Consider the following 19,546-nt stretch of genomic DNA (forward strand, 5'->3'; position numbering starts at 1 on the left):
ATGAGGTATGACCATGTTTCGTAAGCTTTGGTCCAATAAAACAACGAGATTATTATGCATCATTACAATGGGTGTTTTCGTAGCACTTCTCACATTCACACCATATATTTATCGCTATCTAACCTATGGCGTTGTATTTAGCGGTTATGGTGACGGTTACAGGCAAATGATGCCTTTTCAAATGTACTTATATGAACATTTTAGTCAGTTTAAAAGTTCATATGATCACTCATTTGGCCTTGGGGGCAATTTTGTACAAGATTTATCTTATTACTATTCAACCTCCCCGTTTACTTATATAAATTTTATATTTGTGTGGTTATCGGAAGTGATATTCAATAGTAATCCAAGTCAAATTACGTTTTGGGCTAGTAATCAGTTAATCGTTGCCTTTATAAAAGGCGTAGCAACTTTTGTTATAACTTTTTATTTCTTTAAATATTTAAAGTTTAAAAATCATTCAATATTTTTAGCTGCATTGCTCTATGGGGCTTCTACAACAGTTATATATTTTAATTTTACGTGGTCTTACTATGGCGATTTACTAATTTTTCTACCCTTGTCACTATTAGGTATTGAACGTTTTTATAGAGAAAAGAAATTGGGGATTTTTATTTTCGCAATTGCATTAACACTTTTTTCAAATTTTTACTTTAGTTATTATGAAGCGATTGTGATATTAGCTTATGTAATTTATCGCTTTATATTTCCACATCCGAGAGACATAGTTTCTCGAAAACAGCAATTGTGGATGATACCTATTGCAGTTATATTGAGCACGTTAATTGGTATTTGGGGGTTCTATACTGGGGTATCTTCATTTCTTAATAACGATAGAGTGAGTAATCCACATTTCAGCATAAATCTATTTACTGACTTTGCACGTCAGAAAAACTTTTTTAGCAATGGCTTTTACATTACCGTATCATTGATTACGATCAGCGCTTTATTATCTTTCAAACTTTACAAGCATTATTACTATAGACTTTTTGCAATTGCAACATGGATTATGTTAATAGGTTCGTTAACACCTTATTTCGATAGTATGTTTAATGGTTTTTCAACGCCAGAACGTAGATGGGTTTATATTTTTGCATTAACAACATCAGGATTAATCGCTTTATTTATTCAGCATCTTTCTGAGTTAAATCTAAAATCTTATGTCATCTCTTGTCTACCAGTTTTAATAATTATGGGTGTGATGTCATTTGTAGTGACTGATCAAAAAATCTCCTGGATGGTCGTATGTTTAATGCTTATGCTTTTCATAGCATTTACACTGTTAAAAAAATGCTTATTGCAACAACGATGGGTTTTATTTACCATCCTATGCTTGTTTGTTGTGCAGCAAGCCTTTATATTATCTAACAATCATTTTAATAATGTTAAAAACTACGAATCAACCGTTTCAGCTATGCATGATGCTAAATATAAAAGTCCTGCATTAACTAAAAAAATAAATGCAATCAACCAGCAACATGGTGACGATCCATTAAATAGAATTGATTATATGTCGCAATACGGTTTGAATTCACCAATGTTATATCATTTTAATGGCACCGCTTTGTATTCAAGTATATTCGATGGTGATATCTTAAAATATTACGATAAAACTTTACAAATCAACATGCACACTGATAAAAATAGTACGTATCGTTTATTATCTAATCGTGCTAATTTAATGGCTTTATGGAATGTACAAGATCGTATACGTCGTCCAAATGACTTAAATATTCCATACGGATTTAAACATGAAAGTACTGTTGCGCATTCTAAAGAAGAGTCATTTTTACATTCTACTAATCAAATAACATACCCTAGCGCACACATCACGGATAAAGTTTTTGATTCCAAAGACCTTAAATCACCGTTAGATAGAGAACAAGCCATGTTACAAGGTGTTGTATTGAATGATAGTAGCACTTCATCCAATCAAACATTCAAATCTAATAAAAATTTATTAACTGAAGCGACACCAACATTTATCCATGCTCATAGAAACAAAGATAATCATTTAGTCGTTTCTAAAGATAATGGGGGCATAAGTTATCATTTACCTAAATCTATTGCTGACAAATATGAAGATATGTATGTTGAGATGGATGTAGAGTTACTCTCACCTGATAAAGCACATGATGTCCGTGTTAACGAATACAGCCAACAACGCAATGAATTGACCTATAAGTATAGACGCTTTGTTACACCAGTAACTATGCGCGTTAAAGCAAATAAAGATTTAAACATTCAATTATCTAAAGGTGATTATCGATTTAATATCAAAGGAATCTATGGTGAAGATTATCAAACATTACGTAACGCAAATAAATCTTTAAACCCTGTCAAAGTTTCTCAACAACGTACAGGTTATACAGTAACTAAGCACAAAGAAGATGAAGGATACATTGTACTTCCTATGGCCTATCGTAATGGTATGAAAGCCTATTCGGGTAAACAAGAATTGCCTGTCAAGCAAGGTAACGGTATTATGACGGTGATTCCTACTGAGAAAGATCAAGAAACAATCACCTTAAAATATACACCACCACACACCTTACTATTAATCACATTGTCTGTTTTCGGTGTTATTTCTAGCATTGTCTTTTTATGGTGGTTAAGATATAAATCAAAAAATCGTACACGCAAGTAGAAAATATGTTTAAGTGTGGCAATATCAAACAAAGATTTATATGGTATTGACACATCGATATTAAAACAATACTCATTTAGTTAGCTATACTAAGTCTATTATGCAGTAACTATCAATGGTAATTACCGTCTATTTACAGATTATATACGTCCAAATGGTTGTTTAGGGGGGCGAAGTCTTTATTTAAGCTCTATTCCCCTTTGTAGAGACATCTCAATTTATATACTTCACTTTGGAATCACTAATCTTAAGTAAAATGTTTTGATCTTGATATTTACCTCTAATCACACAAGTTTTAATTAGTTCCCATTGGATAATGAAGTTCGTCCAATATCTTTGCTTTTTCTTTATCAATAAACAAAAAAGCGGCCCTCTTTATGAGGACCGCTTTTTTATGCTGATTATGCTGATTAACGAATTTCTTTAATTCTAGCAGCTTTACCACGTAATTCACGTAGGTAGTATAATTTAGCACGACGAACTTTACCACGACGTGGAACTTCGATTTTTTCGATTTTTGGTGTGTGTAATGGGAATGTACGTTCCACACCTACACCTGAAGAAATCTTACGTACAGTGAAAGTTTCTGAAATACCTCCACCACGGCGCTTGATTACTACACCTTCAAATACTTGGATACGTTCACGTGTGCCTTCAATAATACGTACGTGCACTTTTAAAGTGTCACCCGGACGGAATGAAGGTAAGTCTGTGCGTAATTGCGATTGAGTTACTGCTTCGATTAATTTGTGATTACTCATTATTTTTCTCTCCTTCAACCTATGTTCTTGCCTAGACAAAATATAGCAGCGGATCATAGTGATTTTTCGTGTGTCGCACACTTAAAATATGTTAGCACATAGTTAGTCTTTTTTCAAATGCTTTTTGTATCTTTCTATAATCTCTTTGTCTTCTTGAGACATAGTATCATAGTTTAAAAGATCTGGTCGCTTCGTCCAAGTTCTGATCATTTTCTGTTCATGACGCCACTTTTCAATATTTGCATGGTTACCTGACAACAATACATCTGGTACACCCATCCCTTTATATTCACGTGGTCTTGTATATTGAGGAAATTCTAGTAAACCATCTTGAAATGAATCATCTTCATGTGATTGTTGATTACCTAACACACCGGGCAGTAACCTAACAATTGCATCAGTCATTACCATTGCTGGTAGTTCTCCACCAGTTAATACATAATCTCCCATGGAAATCTCATCCGTTACTAAATTTTCACGGATTCTTTCATCATAACCTTCATAATGACCACAAATAAAAACAATATGCTCCGCTTGACTAAGTTCATTAGCAATGGCTTGATTAAACGGACGTCCTTGAGGACACATTAGTATCACTCTTGTGTCAGCTGTCTTATTGATACTGTCCATCGCATTAAATATAGGTTCAGGCTTTAATACCATTCCTTGCCCACCACCGAAAGGATAATCATCTACTTGGTTATGTTTATTTTCTGCAAAATGTCTAAAATCTACAGTATTGACTTGTAACACATCTTTTTCTTGAGCACGCTTCAGAATAGAATGATTTAACACGTCATTAAACATATCTGGAAATAGAGTTAAATAATCAATCTTCATTAATCTAACAATCCTTCCATAGGTGAGATTTGAATACGTCTACCTTCGACATCAATTTCTTTAACTACGTCTGCAATATAAGGTATTAAATATTCTTTATCCCCTTTAACAACCCAAACATCATTGGCACCTGTTTCAAAAATTTCTATCACACGACCAATTGGCGTATCTTCTTCATCGAAGACCGTACAACCAATAATATCTGAATAATAATATTCATGTTCACCTAATTCAATTTCTTCATGGTCACGTTCTTGAACTAACGTTTCACCTTTTAAATGCTCAATATCATTAATATTATTGATTCCTTCAAATGTTAACATATGAAGTCCTTTATGCATTCTATATGATGAAATTGTAAATGTTAATGATTCTTTGTCTTTACGTTCGATCTCAACGATTTCCCCGGGTTGAAAACGTATATCGGTAAAATCTGAATTAGATTTCACCTTAATTTCTCCTTTTATTCCATGTGTATTTACAATCTTCCCTACTTCAACTTTCATATATGTTCCTCCAAAATAATTTGACTATTTCTGTTATCTTTAATTATGTATCTTCGCTATTTTATTAGCTCATTATAACACGTAAGTTCGATCACTGTGACTCATTACATTTAAAAAATAAAGGCTCTATGATATATCGCCATTTTTCATTATTATTGAATTATATTGGATATTTCACAATAAAAAAAGAGCACCTCTCGAGGTACTCTTACAAATATACAGAATGTATATTAGGTTGAAAATTATTTTTGCTCATCAAATTTTTTCAAGATACCTTCTCTTGATAAAATATTACGAACTGTATCAGTTGGTTTTGCACCATCTTTTAACCATTTAAGTGCTAATTCTTCGTCGATTTTAACTTCTGGTGCATTGACATTGTTAGGGTTGTAAGTACCGATTTGTTCGATATTACGACCGTCACGTGGTGCACGAGCATCAGCTGCTACGATACGATAGAATGGATTTCTTTTTGAACCTAAACGTGTTAAACGTAATTTAACTGCCATTTATATTCGCTCCTTTAATTTTCATAGTTTTTATTTTCTACAAGAAATAATAATAACAGTAATCTTCAACTTTGTAAAGAGTTTCTTCTTTACCAATTTCAACATTCCGCCAATTTCTTTTTTTCAAATCAAAATGACATCGTATAAAATCTTAAATTATCCTAAACTTGACATTATTCACTAAAAAATATACATTGAAATTAAATTAAATTAAATAACTAAATGCACTAGGGGTGTTTCTAACTGAGATGAGTCTAACTCAAACCCTTTGAACCTGATCTAGTTTGAACTAGCGGAGGAAAGTGTGAAATCAAGCATATTTCAAAAGCTTTTTGAAGCACTTTTTATACATATGTTGATATTTCTAATACACAACTTTCTTTCTGAAGGGTTGTGTATTTTTTTATTGAAAATGAAGGAGTGTATATAATGAAAAAAAACGTCATAGTAACTGGCAGTAGCCGTGGATTAGGTGCAGCTATAGTAAAAACACTAGCTCAGCATGACCATAACGTAGTTATAAACTATCATAAAAGTGAACATGCTGCACAAAAGCTTGTTGATGAAATTGGAACTCGACAAGCTATCGCTGTACAAGCAGATGTGACAAAACGAAATGAAATTGATAGATTAGTTGATGAAGCTACACAATATTTTGGTCAGATAGATGTGGTAATTAATAATGCCCTAGTTGGATTTAAATTTGATCCTGTTGAACAAAAAGCATTTGCAGATCTTACATGGGAAGATTACCAGCAACAAATTGATGGCACATTAAAAGCGGCTTTCAATATATGTCAAAGCGCTATACCTCAATTCATTCAAAGACAAAAAGGTAAAATCATCTCAATAGGTACGAATTTATTTCAAAATCCTGTTGTCCCTTATCATGAATATACCACAGCTAAAGCTGGATTAATTGGATTTTCACGTAATTTGGCTGCCGAATTAGGACAATATGGTATCACATCAAACGTAGTATCTGGCGGTTTGTTAAAAACAACCGATGCAAGTGCAACGACATCAACTGAGGTCTTTGATTTAATTGCGCAAACAACACCTCTCAAAAATGTTACCTCACCACAAGATGTAGCTAATATGGTCGCGTATCTCGTATCAGATCAATCTGATGGCATTACAGGTCAGAACTTTACAGTCGACGGCGGCTTAACAATGAATTAATAAGGAGGAGCGATGGATTCTATGACACAAACACAACATCTCAACATCGGTGTACTCATCTATGGATGTGGTCACCATCAGGCTGCATGGCGCATGCCCCATTCAAGCATTGAACGTATTGGTGATATTACGTATTATCAGTCGTTAGCAAAAATTGCAGAACAAGGCTTATTTGATGCTATATTTTTCGCTGACAATCAATCGTTTCCAGCTAATTCTAAAAGTGATATGCCTGCATTTTGGTTCGATCCTCTAGTTAATTTAACAGCGATATCACAAGTTACACAACATGTTGGACTAGTTGCTACTATATCCAGCACATTTTCTAACCCTTTTACAGCGGCTAGACAACTATTGAGTGTTGACCACATTAGCCAAGGCCGCGCTGGTTGGAATTTAGTCACTTCAATGACAGATTTGGAAGCTGCGAACCATGGTATGGATCACTTACCTGAACACGAAGCACGCTATAAAAAAGCAGATGAATTCGCTCAAGTGATGAATCGATTACTTGAATCTTGGAGTGTGGATGACTTTTTACATAATAAAGAAGACAATAGTTTAATTAATAATTCTGCAATCAATGCTATCCATCATAAAGGTTCACACTTCAGTGTACAGGGACCATTGACAACACCAAGTAGCCCTCAAGGAAAACCAATTGCAATGCAAGCCGGTGCATCAGATCCTGGTATCGAATTGGCAACTAAATACGCAGATGCAGTCTATGCTGTGGCTTGGAATTTTGATCAAGCAACTAATTTTAAAAAAAGATTAAACCAAAAATTAATACAACAAGGAAAGTCTGAAAATAGCTTGAAAGTATTCCCTGGTTTAGTAACGTACGTTGGACAATCATATGAAGAAGCTTATGCCAAAAAACAACAACTCGATAAATCTTTAGAAGTTGATACAGCTTTAAATCAATTAGAGTTTTTTATTCGTCAAGATTGCCATAATTGGGATTTGGATGAACTTGTACCCTCGTTACCACCCGTAGAATCTTTTAATGGACCTAAAGGACGTTATCAAACTGTGTTAGAAATTATCAAAGATAAAAATCCAACATTGCGAGAATTATTAGGCTATTTAAGTGCAGGTGGCGGACATTTAACACTTATTGGGACACCAAAGGATATTGTGGATGAAATGGAACGTTGGTTTAATGAAGGGATTGCGGATGGGTTTAACCTAATGCCCCCAGTATTCCCAAATAGTTTACAAGATTTCGTCGATGATATTGTACCTGAATTACAAAAGCGTGGTTTATACCGAACTGAATATGAAGGCAAAACATTCAGGGAAAATATCGGTATTCATTAATAAATATTTATCGGTATCTTCTCCTCAAAACAACACGTTTGTTATAAGCAAAATCGCCGTAATATAGGGAGCATATTATCGACAAAGCCTCCGACTTTGTTGACAGTTTTGTACACGCTCCGTAGGCATTGCCTTATCCTGTGATCGTTGGCTAGCCCTCTTTCCATAGGGGGTCGCCCCAAATCACATTTAAAAATCATATTATATACAAATTAAACAGCGGTGGCCGTTATTGTATTGAATAAATCAATTGATAATAGAACCTACTTTAGTCTGAAAGACCATTGCTATTTAAAAAAATTACTATACGAATATAATAAACAACCCTTAGATGATAATCCTAAGGGTTGTCTACGTTCTAAAACCACTACAAAAAAGTAGTAATTCACACTTTCGATGTGGATTACTACTTTTTAAATTATTATTAGATTACTCTTTTTAAGAAGCACATTTTAAAATGGTAAGTTCATACCATTCATCATATTTTCCATTTGCTTACGTTTACCTTTTTTACCTTTTCCACCACCGGAAAATTGTTTCATCATTTTCTTCATATCATTAAATTGTTTCATTAATCTATTTATTTCTTGAACTGAACGACCAGAACCCTTAGCGATACGTTTTTTACGAGATACATTTAATGTCTCAGGTTCATTACGTTCACTTGGTGTCATAGACTGAATAATTGCCTTAATATGATCGATTTGCTTTTCGTCCATATTCAATTTATCCATGCCTTTCATCTTGTTCATACCTGGTATCATTTTCATAATATCATCAAGTGGTCCTAGATTTTTAACTTGATCTAATTGTTCTAAGAAATCTTCAAGCGTAAACGATGAAGTACGCATTTTTTTCTCTAAATCTTTGGCTTTATCTTCATCAACATCTTGTTGTGCCTTTTCAATTAAACTTAATACATCTCCCATACCGAGAATGCGTGAAGCCATACGTTCAGGATGGAATGGCTCTAGACCATCAAGTTTTTCACTCATACCTACAAATTTAATTGGTTTTTGCGTTACAGATCTAATGGATAATGCAGCACCACCACGAGTATCTCCATCTAGTTTCGTCAATGTTACACCTGAAACGTCTAGTTGTTCATCAAATGACTGCGCTACATTAACAGCGTCTTGACCCGTCATCGCATCAACAACAAGCATAATTTCATTTGGCTTTGTAATTTCTTTGACGTCTGTCAATTCTTCCATTAAGGCCTCATCGACATGTAAACGGCCTGCAGTATCAATGATTACAAAGTCTAAATGTTCATCTTTAGCATGATTAATAGCATTTTCAACTATTTGTTGTGGCTTTACTTGATCACCTTCACTGTATACAGGGATATCAATTTGTTTACCTACAGTTTGTAATTGATCAATTGCAGCTGGACGGTATATATCTGCTGCAACAAGCAATGGTTTTTTATTATACTTTTTACGCATTAGTAGTGCTAATTTACCTGCAGTTGTTGTTTTACCTGCACCTTGTAAACCAACCATCATTACAACTGTTGGTGGTTTATTGGCCATTGTGATGGTTGAGTTTTCCCCACCCATTAATTGAGTCAGTTCTTCTTGCACTATTTTAATTACTTGTTGTCCAGGTGTTAATGATTTCATTACATCTGAACCTAGTGCTCTATCTGATACAGTTTTGATAAAATCCTTAACGACTTTAAAGTTAACATCTGCTTCTAATAATGCTAATCTAACTTCACGCATCATTAATTTAATATCAGCTTCTGTGACTTTACCTTTACCGCGGATTTTTTGCATCGTTCCTTGCAAACGATCGGATAATCCTTCAAATGCCATATCAAATACCTCCTTTATGTTCTCTAATCTAAATCTTCTAGTGCTTGAATATATTGTTGTATTTTTTCTGGATCATTAACATGCTGTTTAATTTGTTTATATAGTTTTTGTCTCTGTTCAAAATTACGGTATAAACCTAATTTTGTTTCATAATCTTCAACTAAATCGCCAGTTCTTCTTATGTTATCATACACTGCTTGTCGACTCACATCAAATGTATCAGCTATCTCACTTAAAGAATAATCCTGTAAATAGAATAACTCTAGATAATTTCTTTGTTTCTGAGTGAGTAACGCTTGATAAAAATCAAACAAATAATTCATCCGAATCGTTTTAATTAAATCATTTTGACTCATCTGAGTGACCTTCAATTTCTTCTTCGTTTTCATTAGGCGCTTCATTTTCATCTACATTTTGTTCAATCATATCAGCAAATAGTCCATAAACATAACTTTCTGGATTGAATGGTTGTAAATCATCTAATTTTTCGCCTAAACCTACATATTTCACAGGTATGTGTAATTCATTACGTATTGCTAACACAATACCACCTTTGGCAGTACCATCCAGTTTCGTAAGGACGATACCTGTAACATTAGTAACTTCTTTAAATGATTTCGCTTGTGACAATGCGTTTTGACCTGTAGTCGCATCTAAGCATAGTAATACTTCATGAGGTGCTTCTGGGACAGCACGTCCTATGACACGTTTCACTTTTTCTAATTCATTCATTAAATTAGATTTGTTTTGTAAACGTCCTGCTGTATCACAAATAAGAATATCTACATCCTTACTTTTCGCAGCATTTATTGCGTCATACATTACTGCAGCTGGGTCTGAACCTTCACTTTGGCTCATTACTTCAACTCCAACACGCTCTCCCCAAACTTTAAGTTGTTGGATCGCGCCCGCTCTGAATGTATCTCCTGCCGCTAACATTACTTTCTTACCTTCTGCTTGATAACGGTGGGCTAATTTACCAATTGTTGTTGTTTTACCAACACCATTAACACCTACCATTAATATGACATTAAGGCCTTCATTTTCTATATTCATCACTTCTGAATTATCATCATTTTGGTGATAAATTTCTACTATTTTTTCTACAATAACTTCACGCAAATCTTCTGTTTCTGAAATATTACGACGTTGCGCTTCTTCACGCAATTCTTCAACTAATTGCATTACCGTGTTAAATCCAACGTCAGCTGTAATAAGCATTTCTTCTAGAGCTTCGAAGAATTCTTCATCCACTTTACGATAACGCGCAATTAAATTGTTAAGTTGGGCTTGGAAGTTTTCACGAGATTTTTCTAATCCTGCTCTGAATTTCGCACCTAATTGCTGTGCTTCGATTTCTTCAAAGTCTTCTATTGATATTAAGCCATCATCATCAAAATCTGCTTCTTTTAATTTTTTTGGCTTTTTGGCTGGTTGTTCATCTTGAGGCTCATCTATTTCCTTTTGAGAGTCCTCAGATAATTGTTCTAAATCTTCTTGTTGCTTTGGTTCTTCTGAGGTACTGGAAAATTTATCCTTTAATCGTTTGAAAAAGCTCATGCTTGTTCCTCCTTAATAACTTCATCAATCGTATTTAAATTAACACTCACTAATTTGGATACACCAGATTCTTGCATTGTTACACCATATAATCGGTCTGAAAATTCCATCGTCCCTTTACGGTGAGTAATCACAATAAATTGTGTTTGGTCTGATAAAGCTTTAAGATATTGTGCATATCTAATAACATTTGCTTCGTCCAATGCAGCTTCTACTTCATCTAATATAACAAATGGTGCTGATCTTACTTTTAATATTGCAAATAATAAAGCAATTGCACTTAGTGCACGTTCTCCACCACTTAATAAAGATAAGTGTTGCAGTTTTTTTCCTGGAGGTTGAACAATAATGTCTACCCCTGCAGATAGGTAATCATCATCCGTTAAACGTAATTCTGCTTGTCCACCACCAAAAAGTGATTTAAACACTTCAGCAAAATGACCTTGTACAGCATGGAAAGTCTCTTTAAAACGGTCTTTTACCTCTTGATCCATTTCTTCTATAAGTTGTTCTAATGTTGCTTTAGCTGCCCTTAAATCAGCACGTTGCTCATCTAAAAATGTATAACGTTCGTTGACTTCTTCAAATTGTTCAATCGCATTTAAATTAACGTGCCCTAATTCTTCAATAGACATTTTTGTTAACTTGACTTTTTTACGCAATGCTTCAATATCCTCATCTAATTCGTATAACTCACTCGCACGTTCAAACGTCATATGATAAGTATCATTCAAGTGATTGATTGCATAATTGATCAGTACATCTAAACGTGATTGCTCAGATTTAATATCTTGGTAGCGATTTTCAATTGATAAAATATCTTGATTGGCTTCTTGTAACATTTGATCTGTTTCTTCAATTTTATCATTTAATTCTAGTCTACGCGATTTCACTTCTTCGATGTCTTGTGCTAATTGAGCTTTAGCATTTTTACTTTGCTCAATATTACTTTGAATTGTCTCAAAAGCTTTTTCACCAGTCATTTCATCAGAATTAAATAACTTTATTTGATCATCCAATTTTTCCTGTTGGCTAGCAACCGATGAGAGTTGTTTAGTAATTCTTGCGTAAGTTTGCTTTTGTGCACTTAATCTTTCTTTTACTACTGCTAAATCCGACTGCTTTTGGTGTAACTGTTGCTGGATTTGTGTTGTGCTTTCTTTACCTTCTTTAGATAATTTTGTATAAAGATTAATATCTTCTTCTAATTTTTGTAATTTGGCTTTAATTTCAGCTAATTTTTGTTTTTTATCATTTAAGGTTTGCTTGCTTGTTGCACTTTGGTATCCATCATTTTTTTCAAATTCAAATTCTTCATGTTCATCTTTTAGATGTGCTTCATTTTTACGTAATCTATCCAATTCTAATTCATAATCATGAACTTTTTGTTTCACTGAATTATAATTTTGACTTGTTTCGAAGTACTTTTCACTAATATGATCCGCATTTTCTTTAATTTCTTGGAATTGTTTTTCAAATTGAACAGTTTGCTTTTGATAATCTGCTAATTGTGCACGCATTTTAGCAAGTTCATCTTTTTGAGCTAAAATACTTTTCGATTTACGATCACCGCCACCGGTCATAGAACCACCAGGGTTAACTATGTCACCATCTAATGTAACAATACGTGTACGGTATCTAATTTTTCGAGCTAGTTCGTTAGCATTTTTTAACTCATCAACCACAATTGTATTACCTAATAAATTTTGTACGACGTTTTGATAATCCGCTTCAACTTGGATTGCTTGAGATGCGATATTAACGAAACCTTCTGCATCTTGAGCTGTTGTCAATATATCACTAGCGATTTGACGTGGCTGAATAACATTTAATGGTAAGAATGTTGCTCTACCTAAACCATGTTGTTTTAGGTATTGAATTGCTTGTCGTCCTTCTTTTTCAGAATCAACAATAACATGTTGCAAAGAAGCGCCTAAAGCCGTTTCAATAGCTTTAGTCAAATCTGAAGGTACTTGGATAACTTCTGCTACCGCACCTCGAATTCCTGTTAACTGATTATTTTTTGCTTTTAATATATGTTTAACTCCATTAAAGAAGTAACTATATTCTTCTTGTTGTGTCGCAGCACTATCTATACGTGACTTAAGCTTTTCATTAAACCGATAAGCCTGATGTAATTTTTCTTCATATTCACTACGTCGCTGTTTAAGTTCTGTTAATTTGTGCTCATACTCATTAAGTTGCTGCTCTGCTTTTTTTAAATCCTTCTGTGCCGTTGCACTATTTTTTTCAGCTTCGTTAATATCGTGTTGAATTTGTTTCAATTGTTCAAATGCTTCAACTAGTCTTGAATCTAAGCGTGATTGTTTAGTTTCATTTTCTTGTATAGTATGCTCTAAAAAGCGTATATCATTATTCACATCTGACTGTTCAGACATCAACTGATAATACTCGTCTTTAATTCCTTCTAGCTTTTCATCGTGTTGATCATCCGTTACATAAAGTTGAGATTCGAATTGTTGTATTTTTTCGTTTAATTCTTTTTGTTGTGATTTTAGTCGGTCTATCTCTGCTTGTGCATCAGCTTTCTCTTGCTTTAATGTAGCAGTTTGATTCAAGAGGCTTTCTTGTTCTTCTTCAAATCTTGCGTTTGTTTTAGATTGGTTCTTTTTACGTTCTTCTAATACATTTAATTGACCTGTATATTTTTCAACTTCTTCTGTAGCTTTAACGAGCTGATAATTTAAAGTTTCGATGCGTTCATCTAATTGTTGTCTTTCAGTTTTAAACTTATTAAGTGATTGTGTATGTTGTACTTTTTCACCGTCTTTTGTTGATTGTTGACTTTTTAAATAATTTAATTTTTCATCTAGCTCATGGATGTTATTATTATATTGTTCAATATCATAGACCGTTACTAATACATCACTCTTTTCCATTTCCTTTGAAAGATGTTTATATTCTTTAGCAATTGCAGCTTCTTCTCGTAACGGTTCAACTCGACCCTCTAAGTCATATAAAATGTCTTCTACACGTGAAAGATTATCTTCAGTTTGTTCTAATTTTTGTACTGAAGTTGCTTTTCTCTTTTTATATTTCAACACGCCTGCAGACTCTTCTAAAATTTGTCTTCTATCGATGGGTTTGGCATTTAATATTTCATCCACACGACCTTGTGAAATAATACTAAACGCTTCTTTTCCTAAACCTGAATCTAAGAATAAATCCAGGATATCTTTTAACCTTGCTCTATCATTGTTCAGGTAGTATTCACTTTCGCCACTTCTATACAAACGACGCGTCACTGTTAATTCAGTAGCTTCTACCTGTAACTTGCCTGCACTATTATCTAACTTTAATTTTACTTCTGCATAATTCTGGGCTTTACGATGTTCTGCACCTGAAAAAATAATATCTTCCATTTTTGCACCACGTAAAGATTTAGCTGACTGCTCACCTAACACCCATTTTATTGCATCAGTGATATTACTTTTCCCACTACCGTTTGGTCCAACTATTGCTGTTACGCCTTCATCAAACTGAACGTTTGTATGCTCAGCAAAAGATTTAAAACCAAAGGCATCTATAGATTTTAAATAAACCATGCTATTCTCCTTCAAGATGTTCCATCTCTTGTATCAATTTAGAAACACTTTCACATTAACCTTTAAGTTAATGCATTGCTTAATAAACGATATTTTTAGAATTAATATTATCAATATGTTACTTATTATAAAAATGCATTTAAGCTATTCACTTATTTTTTAATATTTTGTATGCTTGTTCAGCAGCTTTTTGTTCTGATTCTTTTTTAGTCTTTCCTTTTCCTTCTGCTACGGCTTTATCTTCTAAAATAACTTCGGAAGTAAACAATCGATGATGTGCCGGTCCTTCTTCATTGATGAGTCGATAAGTCACATCGCCTTGATTTTGTCTGTGCACAAACTCTTGAAATTGTGTTTTAAAGTCTACAACACCATCTAATTCATCATCTTCTACATAAGGGAATATAATCTTTTCAGAGAATTTCCATACTGCCTCTACGCCTTGATCTAAATATAGCGCACCTACAAATGCTTCAAAAGCATCAGAAACTAGCGAAGGACGAGTTCTTCCCCCTGTTTTTTCTTCGCCTTTTCCTAATAAAATTAATTCATTCAATTGAATTTTTTTCGCAAATATTACAAGTGATGGCTCACATACAATTGTTGCACGCATTTTTGTTAAATTACCTTCAGGCAATTCTGGATATTTATCAAATAAATAGCGTGAAACCGTCAATTCTAATACCGCATCTCCTAAAAATTCTAATCTTTCATTGTGATCTAAGCGATCCATATTAAAATCATTTATAAAACTAGAATGCGAAAATGCCTGTTGATATAAATCTACTTGATTAAAATTCAAATCTAATTCTTGCATTTTTTTGGCAAACTTTTTTTGGAATGCTTGAACCATTTCTTTCTTTTTATGATTGGTCAATCTCTTTCCTCCTCAGATAAAAACAACTATATGCTAAAAATACTGTATACGCTTTTATTCTACGTGAAAGTTCAATAAAACTAAAGAAAAAACTGTTTGTCATATATAGTTTGTAACGCTTTGAAACTAGTGTGTAATCAATTCGTGTTAACGTTTATCTAAAACATCTATGATTTAAATATAGATGTTTTTCAAACAAAAAAATCTGAGCCGTTTTTACCACGACTCAGATATTTGCTTATTATTATTGAATACTATTGATAAAGTTAACCGCGTCACCAACTGTGTTGATTTTTTCAGCTTCTTCATCTGGAATTTCAGTACCAAATTCGTCTTCTAATTCCATTACTAATTCAGCGATATCTAGTGAGTCAGCGCCTAAATCATCTTTAAAAGATGCATCTTTAGTAACTTTTTCAGCGTCAACACCTAAACGGTCAACAATAATATCTTTTACTTTGTCAAAGTTTTCCACGTCGATTCACCTCCTTTTAAAAGTCTACTTATAGACTTTTATATTTTCCCATTTTATCAATTGAAATACAAGTAGTAATTCATAGTATTACTCTAGAAATACTACTATCATGTTCAAATGAACAACGATTTGTGAACAATTGAATAGCTCATAGGTTACATATACATGCCACCATTGACATGAATTGTTTGACCAGTAATATATTTAGCTTTTTCAGAAGCTAAAAATGCTACAGTATGAGCAATATCGGAATCTTCACCAAATTCAGCTAATGGGATTTGTTCTAACATTTGTGCCTTAAGTTCGTCACTTAAAGCATCTGTCATATCTGAAACGATAAAACCTGGCGCAACAGCATTAACAGTAATGTGTCTAGATGCTAATTCTTTTGCAGCTGACTTAGTTAATCCGATAACGCCTGCTTTTGTCGCGACATAGTTAGCTTGACCTGGATTACCAACTGCACCAACAACGCTTGATAAATTGATGATAGAGCCGCCTTTTTGTCTTAACATTTGTGGTGTTACTTTTTGAATACAATTAAAGACACCTTTTAAGTTTGTATCAATTACATCATCCCACTCTTGCTCTTTCATTCTCATCAATAAATTATCGCGTGTAATACCTGCATTATTTACAAGTACATCTACTGAGCCAAATTGACTAACTACTTCTTTGATCATCGCTTTGACTTCATCGCCATTTGCTACATTTGCTTGAACAGCAAAACTTTCAACGCCTTTAGCTTTGATTTCTTCTACGACAGCATCAGCTTTTTCTTTATTACCGGCATAATTTACTGCGACATTATAGCCTTCTTCTGCTAATTGAATCGCAATACTGCGTCCAATACCTCTTGATGCTCCTGTTACTAACGCACTTTTAGTCATTTTCATTCCAACCTTTCACATCTTCTAGTGTTTGAATTGAAGTTACTTTTACATCTCTGTTAATTTTCTTAATTAAACCTGATAGTACTTTGCCAGGGCCAATTTCAATAAAGTGATCCACACCTTGTTCAATTAACCACTGCGTTGAATCTATGAATTGAACAGGTGAATATAATTGTTCTATCATATTTGCTTTAATGACATTTGCATCTGTTTCACCTTTGGCATGTACATTTTGTACCACAGGATATTGAGCATCTTGCCATTCGAACTGATCAATAAATGATGCAAAATCATCTTTGATTACTTGCATCATAGATGAATGGAACGGACCTGATACTGCTAAAGGTAGTACACGTTTAGCGCCTAATGATTTACCCTCATCTACTAACTGATCAATTAATGTTTTATGGCCTGAAACAACGATTTGTCCAGGAGAATTGATATTAGCTGGTTCAATAATTTCCTCTTTAGTTGATAATTGTTTACATATTGCATCAACTTCCTCGTAATCCAAGCCTAATACAGCCGCCATGCTCCCCACACCATTTGGGAAAGCTTCAGCCATAAGTTGACCACGCTTTCTTACAATTTTTACTGCGTCTTCAAATTTCAACACATTACTAGCGACTAAACTCGCATACTCGCCTAAGCTATGACCCATTGTGTAATCTGCATTCAAATCATTTAAAGCATTAAATAATGCTATGCTATGGGTTAATAAAGCGGGTTGTGTATTTTCAGTTTGGCCAAGTTTTTCTTCGCTATCTGTAAACATTGTTTCTAAGATATCGAAATCTAAAGCTTGTTGTGCTTGGTTTAGAATTGATGTTGCTACTTCGTCATGTTCATATAAATCGTTTGCCATACCAACTTTTTGTGAGCCTTGGCCTGGAAATATTATCGCTGTTTTACTCATCTTTTGTTCCCACCGTTTCTTTCATAGTTTCAACAATTTTTTGTTCACCGGCAATTTTCGCCTGACGAATCGCTGAATAAAATGCTTTAGCACTAGAACTACCGTGTGCTTTTACCACAGTGCCGTTCAGTCCTAATAATACAGATCCACCATACTCAGCATAATCCATTTTCGACATTAATCCTTTTAGGTCTTTTTTCAAAATTAGTGCTGCCACTTTATTTTTCAAGCTGCTTAAAAGTGTAGACTTAAACATTTTGCCCATTGCTTTAGCTACACCTTCTAAATTTTTCAAAATCATATTACCGGTATAACCATCAGTAACAACAACATCGGCAGCGTCATTCATCAACCCTTTAGCTTCTACGTTACCTGTGAAGTGAAAGTCATTTTGCGTTTCCATCAAATGATAAGCCTTCTTAGTCAATGAATTACCTTTGGCAGCTTCAGTTCCAATATTCAATAAACTTACTGAAGGTTGTGAAATACCTCTAATCTTTTGTGCATAAATATTACCAAGTTGAGCATATTGTAATAAATGTTCTGCCTTTGCTTCCGCATTTGCACCAACATCCATAAATACAAAGCCTTTACCCGAAACTGTTGGCAACGTCACAACTAATGCCGGACGTTCTACGCCTTTGATACGGCCGACTATAAATAACCCAGCTGACATTAGAGCACCTGTATTTCCTGCTGAAACACATCCATCTGCTTCTCCAGATTTTACTGCTTCTGCCATACGAACCATTGAGCTATCTTTTTTACGCTTAATTGCTCGAACAGGTTCGTCATGCATAGTTATAGACTCTGTACAATGACGTACTTCTACACGGTCATGTTTTAGTTTACATTTTGACTCATCACCAAATAAAATGATTTCTAAGTCTTCAAATTTGTTAACCGCCATTTCAACAGCTTCCAAAACGATTTCAGGTGCGTCATCTCCACCCATCATATCAATCGCTAATTTAACCATTTTGTTCATCCTCACTTGTATAATACATTTTAAATGTCCCTTTAAAAACAACCGTATCTTTAACATACGATTCAACTTTTATAATATAAAATTTATTTGTAATTTCAATGGTTTGCGCATTTGCACGTACCGTTTCGTTCAATTTCACTGGTTTTGTAAATGCAACATTACTTTCACTTGTCAATACGACTGGTTTATGTATAAGTGCTACACATAAAGAGTTTGCTTGAGCAAATAGAACGTGCCCTCTTGCAATTTTATTTTTTGTAAAAACAGAATCTTCATCTATATTAATAATTGAAGTAGCATATTGATCAGGTTCTACATTGATCACGTCCCCTATGATTTCATTACCTTCAATAGAACGAATACTCTCATAGTTTTTCCTAGCTACAGACTTAATTCGTGTTCTTAACTCAGGAATATTTAAGTGTGTACGATCCAACCTAATTGTTTGGATGCTTACTGAAAACAAAGTACTTAAATCTAAATCTGTAATAAACGGATTTTTAGCTATTTCATTTTTTATTGCATCGCGCCGTTCTTGTTTTTTTAATTTCATCGCATTCAAACTCCCATGTTTTTAGTACCAAGTCTTAAACACTCCTAACATATCATAACACTTTCCTTTTCAATTGCTCAACAAAAAACATACGTAAGTTTGAATTTAGTAACTTTAAAGTAAATATATT

Annotated in this window: 17 protein-coding genes and 1 riboswitch; of the genes, 3 read left to right on the forward strand and 14 right to left on the reverse strand. The window is 33.8% G+C overall.

Annotated features, from left to right (window positions below; translation table 11 throughout):
* The first annotated feature begins 13 nt into the window (after positions 1-13).
* A complete protein-coding gene (locus LG295_RS08470; RefSeq protein WP_326028904.1) occupies positions 14-2,647 on the forward strand; it encodes a YfhO family protein in 2,634 nt (877 codons plus the stop codon).
* Positions 2,648-3,057: 410 nt separating this feature from the next.
* Here LG295_RS08470 and rplS read toward each other — a convergent pair whose 3' ends face one another.
* From rplS to rpsP, 4 genes are all read right to left on the reverse strand, one after another.
* Complete coding sequence (gene rplS / locus LG295_RS08475) at positions 3,058-3,408, reverse strand: 50S ribosomal protein L19 (RefSeq protein ID WP_002483481.1); 351 nt, start codon at positions 3,406-3,408, stop codon at positions 3,058-3,060.
* 102 nt (positions 3,409-3,510) lie between these two features.
* Positions 3,511-4,248, reverse strand: coding sequence for a tRNA (guanosine(37)-N1)-methyltransferase TrmD (gene trmD / locus LG295_RS08480; RefSeq protein ID WP_107530577.1), 738 nt, complete (start codon positions 4,246-4,248; stop codon positions 3,511-3,513).
* Positions 4,248-4,754 carry a ribosome maturation factor RimM gene (rimM, locus tag LG295_RS08485; RefSeq protein ID WP_107530576.1) on the reverse strand — a complete coding sequence of 169 codons (507 nt, stop codon included), beginning with the start codon at positions 4,752-4,754 and terminating at the stop codon, positions 4,248-4,250. The genes trmD and rimM overlap by 1 nt, the downstream gene beginning before the upstream one ends.
* Before the next feature lie 242 nt (positions 4,755-4,996).
* Positions 4,997-5,263, reverse strand: coding sequence for a 30S ribosomal protein S16 (rpsP, locus tag LG295_RS08490; RefSeq protein ID WP_107530575.1), 267 nt, complete (start codon positions 5,261-5,263; stop codon positions 4,997-4,999).
* Positions 5,264-5,482: 219 nt separating this feature from the next.
* A riboswitch (TPP riboswitch) is annotated at positions 5,483-5,581 on the forward strand.
* A 111-nt stretch (positions 5,582-5,692) separates the two neighbouring features.
* Between rpsP and LG295_RS08495 the strand changes: the two genes are divergently transcribed.
* Both LG295_RS08495 and LG295_RS08500 read left to right on the forward strand, forming a co-directional pair.
* Positions 5,693-6,445, forward strand: coding sequence for a 3-oxoacyl-ACP reductase (locus tag LG295_RS08495; protein ID WP_318832937.1), 753 nt, complete (start codon positions 5,693-5,695; stop codon positions 6,443-6,445).
* A 21-nt stretch (positions 6,446-6,466) separates the two neighbouring features.
* Positions 6,467-7,768, forward strand: coding sequence for an LLM class flavin-dependent oxidoreductase (locus LG295_RS08500; RefSeq protein ID WP_107530598.1), 1,302 nt, complete (start codon positions 6,467-6,469; stop codon positions 7,766-7,768).
* Positions 7,769-8,220: 452 nt separating this feature from the next.
* Here LG295_RS08500 and ffh read toward each other — a convergent pair whose 3' ends face one another.
* From ffh to fapR, 10 genes are all read right to left on the reverse strand, one after another.
* On the reverse strand, positions 8,221-9,588 hold the full coding sequence (ffh, locus tag LG295_RS08505; RefSeq protein WP_017724272.1) for a signal recognition particle protein: 1,368 nt from the start codon (positions 9,586-9,588) through the stop codon (positions 8,221-8,223).
* Between the two features lie 23 nt (positions 9,589-9,611).
* Positions 9,612-9,944 carry a putative DNA-binding protein gene (locus LG295_RS08510; protein WP_107558060.1) on the reverse strand — a complete coding sequence of 111 codons (333 nt, stop codon included), beginning with the start codon at positions 9,942-9,944 and terminating at the stop codon, positions 9,612-9,614.
* A complete protein-coding gene (gene ftsY / locus LG295_RS08515) occupies positions 9,931-11,148 on the reverse strand; it encodes a signal recognition particle-docking protein FtsY (RefSeq protein ID WP_107530572.1) in 1,218 nt (405 codons plus the stop codon). Before ftsY ends, LG295_RS08510 begins: the two co-directional genes overlap by 14 nt.
* Positions 11,145-14,714, reverse strand: coding sequence for a chromosome segregation protein SMC (gene smc, locus LG295_RS08520; protein ID WP_318832938.1), 3,570 nt, complete (start codon positions 14,712-14,714; stop codon positions 11,145-11,147). The genes ftsY and smc overlap by 4 nt, the downstream gene beginning before the upstream one ends.
* 148 nt (positions 14,715-14,862) lie before the next feature.
* The gene (gene rnc, locus LG295_RS08525; RefSeq protein ID WP_404476853.1) at positions 14,863-15,567 is read right to left on the reverse strand and encodes a ribonuclease III; all 705 of its coding nucleotides are present in this window, start codon (positions 15,565-15,567) and stop codon (positions 14,863-14,865) included.
* Between the two features lie 268 nt (positions 15,568-15,835).
* Positions 15,836-16,066: an acyl carrier protein gene (locus LG295_RS08530; protein WP_107531370.1), complete on the reverse strand. Its 231-nt coding sequence runs from the start codon at positions 16,064-16,066 to the stop codon at positions 15,836-15,838.
* A gap of 155 nt (positions 16,067-16,221) precedes the next feature.
* Positions 16,222-16,956: a 3-oxoacyl-[acyl-carrier-protein] reductase gene (fabG, locus tag LG295_RS08535; protein ID WP_122064839.1), complete on the reverse strand. Its 735-nt coding sequence runs from the start codon at positions 16,954-16,956 to the stop codon at positions 16,222-16,224.
* The gene (fabD, locus tag LG295_RS08540; protein WP_107531372.1) at positions 16,949-17,875 is read right to left on the reverse strand and encodes an ACP S-malonyltransferase; all 927 of its coding nucleotides are present in this window, start codon (positions 17,873-17,875) and stop codon (positions 16,949-16,951) included. The genes fabG and fabD overlap by 8 nt, the downstream gene beginning before the upstream one ends.
* Entirely contained in the window at positions 17,868-18,854 is a 987-nt protein-coding gene (gene plsX, locus LG295_RS08545; protein ID WP_318832939.1) for a phosphate acyltransferase PlsX, read from the reverse strand. Before plsX ends, fabD begins: the two co-directional genes overlap by 8 nt.
* Positions 18,847-19,416 carry a transcription factor FapR gene (gene fapR / locus LG295_RS08550; protein WP_107531374.1) on the reverse strand — a complete coding sequence of 190 codons (570 nt, stop codon included), beginning with the start codon at positions 19,414-19,416 and terminating at the stop codon, positions 18,847-18,849. The genes plsX and fapR overlap by 8 nt, the downstream gene beginning before the upstream one ends.
* Between the last annotated feature and the right edge of the window lie 130 nt (positions 19,417-19,546).

This window comes from Staphylococcus pseudoxylosus, assembly GCF_044794325.1.
GTDB lineage: Bacteria > Bacillota > Bacilli > Staphylococcales > Staphylococcaceae > Staphylococcus > Staphylococcus pseudoxylosus.

Bases quoted from the DNA above. Each gene is read 5' to 3' on its own strand.
- LG295_RS08495 (WP_318832937.1), top strand. From the start codon at position 5,693: ATGAAAAAAAACGTCATAGTAACTGGCAGTAGCCGTGGATTAGGTGCA.
- ffh (WP_017724272.1), bottom strand. From the start codon at position 9,588: ATGGCATTTGAAGGATTATCCGATCGTTTGCAAGGAACGATGCAAAAA.
- LG295_RS08470 (WP_326028904.1), top strand. From the start codon at position 14: ATGTTTCGTAAGCTTTGGTCCAATAAAACAACGAGATTATTATGCATC.
- fapR (WP_107531374.1), bottom strand. From the start codon at position 19,416: ATGAAATTAAAAAAACAAGAACGGCGCGATGCAATAAAAAATGAAATA.
- trmD (WP_107530577.1), bottom strand. From the start codon at position 4,248: ATGAAGATTGATTATTTAACTCTATTTCCAGATATGTTTAATGACGTG.
- ftsY (WP_107530572.1), bottom strand. From the start codon at position 11,148: ATGAGCTTTTTCAAACGATTAAAGGATAAATTTTCCAGTACCTCAGAA.
- plsX (WP_318832939.1), bottom strand. From the start codon at position 18,854: ATGGTTAAATTAGCGATTGATATGATGGGTGGAGATGACGCACCTGAA.
- rplS (WP_002483481.1), bottom strand. From the start codon at position 3,408: ATGAGTAATCACAAATTAATCGAAGCAGTAACTCAATCGCAATTACGC.
- rpsP (WP_107530575.1), bottom strand. From the start codon at position 5,263: ATGGCAGTTAAATTACGTTTAACACGTTTAGGTTCAAAAAGAAATCCA.
- LG295_RS08500 (WP_107530598.1), top strand. From the start codon at position 6,467: ATGACACAAACACAACATCTCAACATCGGTGTACTCATCTATGGATGT.
- fabG (WP_122064839.1), bottom strand. From the start codon at position 16,956: ATGACTAAAAGTGCGTTAGTAACAGGAGCATCAAGAGGTATTGGACGC.
- rnc (WP_404476853.1), bottom strand. From the start codon at position 15,567: ATGGTTCAAGCATTCCAAAAAAAGTTTGCCAAAAAAATGCAAGAATTA.
- fabD (WP_107531372.1), bottom strand. From the start codon at position 17,875: ATGAGTAAAACAGCGATAATATTTCCAGGCCAAGGCTCACAAAAAGTT.
- smc (WP_318832938.1), bottom strand. From the start codon at position 14,714: ATGGTTTATTTAAAATCTATAGATGCCTTTGGTTTTAAATCTTTTGCT.
- LG295_RS08510 (WP_107558060.1), bottom strand. From the start codon at position 9,944: ATGAGTCAAAATGATTTAATTAAAACGATTCGGATGAATTATTTGTTT.
- rimM (WP_107530576.1), bottom strand. From the start codon at position 4,754: ATGAAAGTTGAAGTAGGGAAGATTGTAAATACACATGGAATAAAAGGA.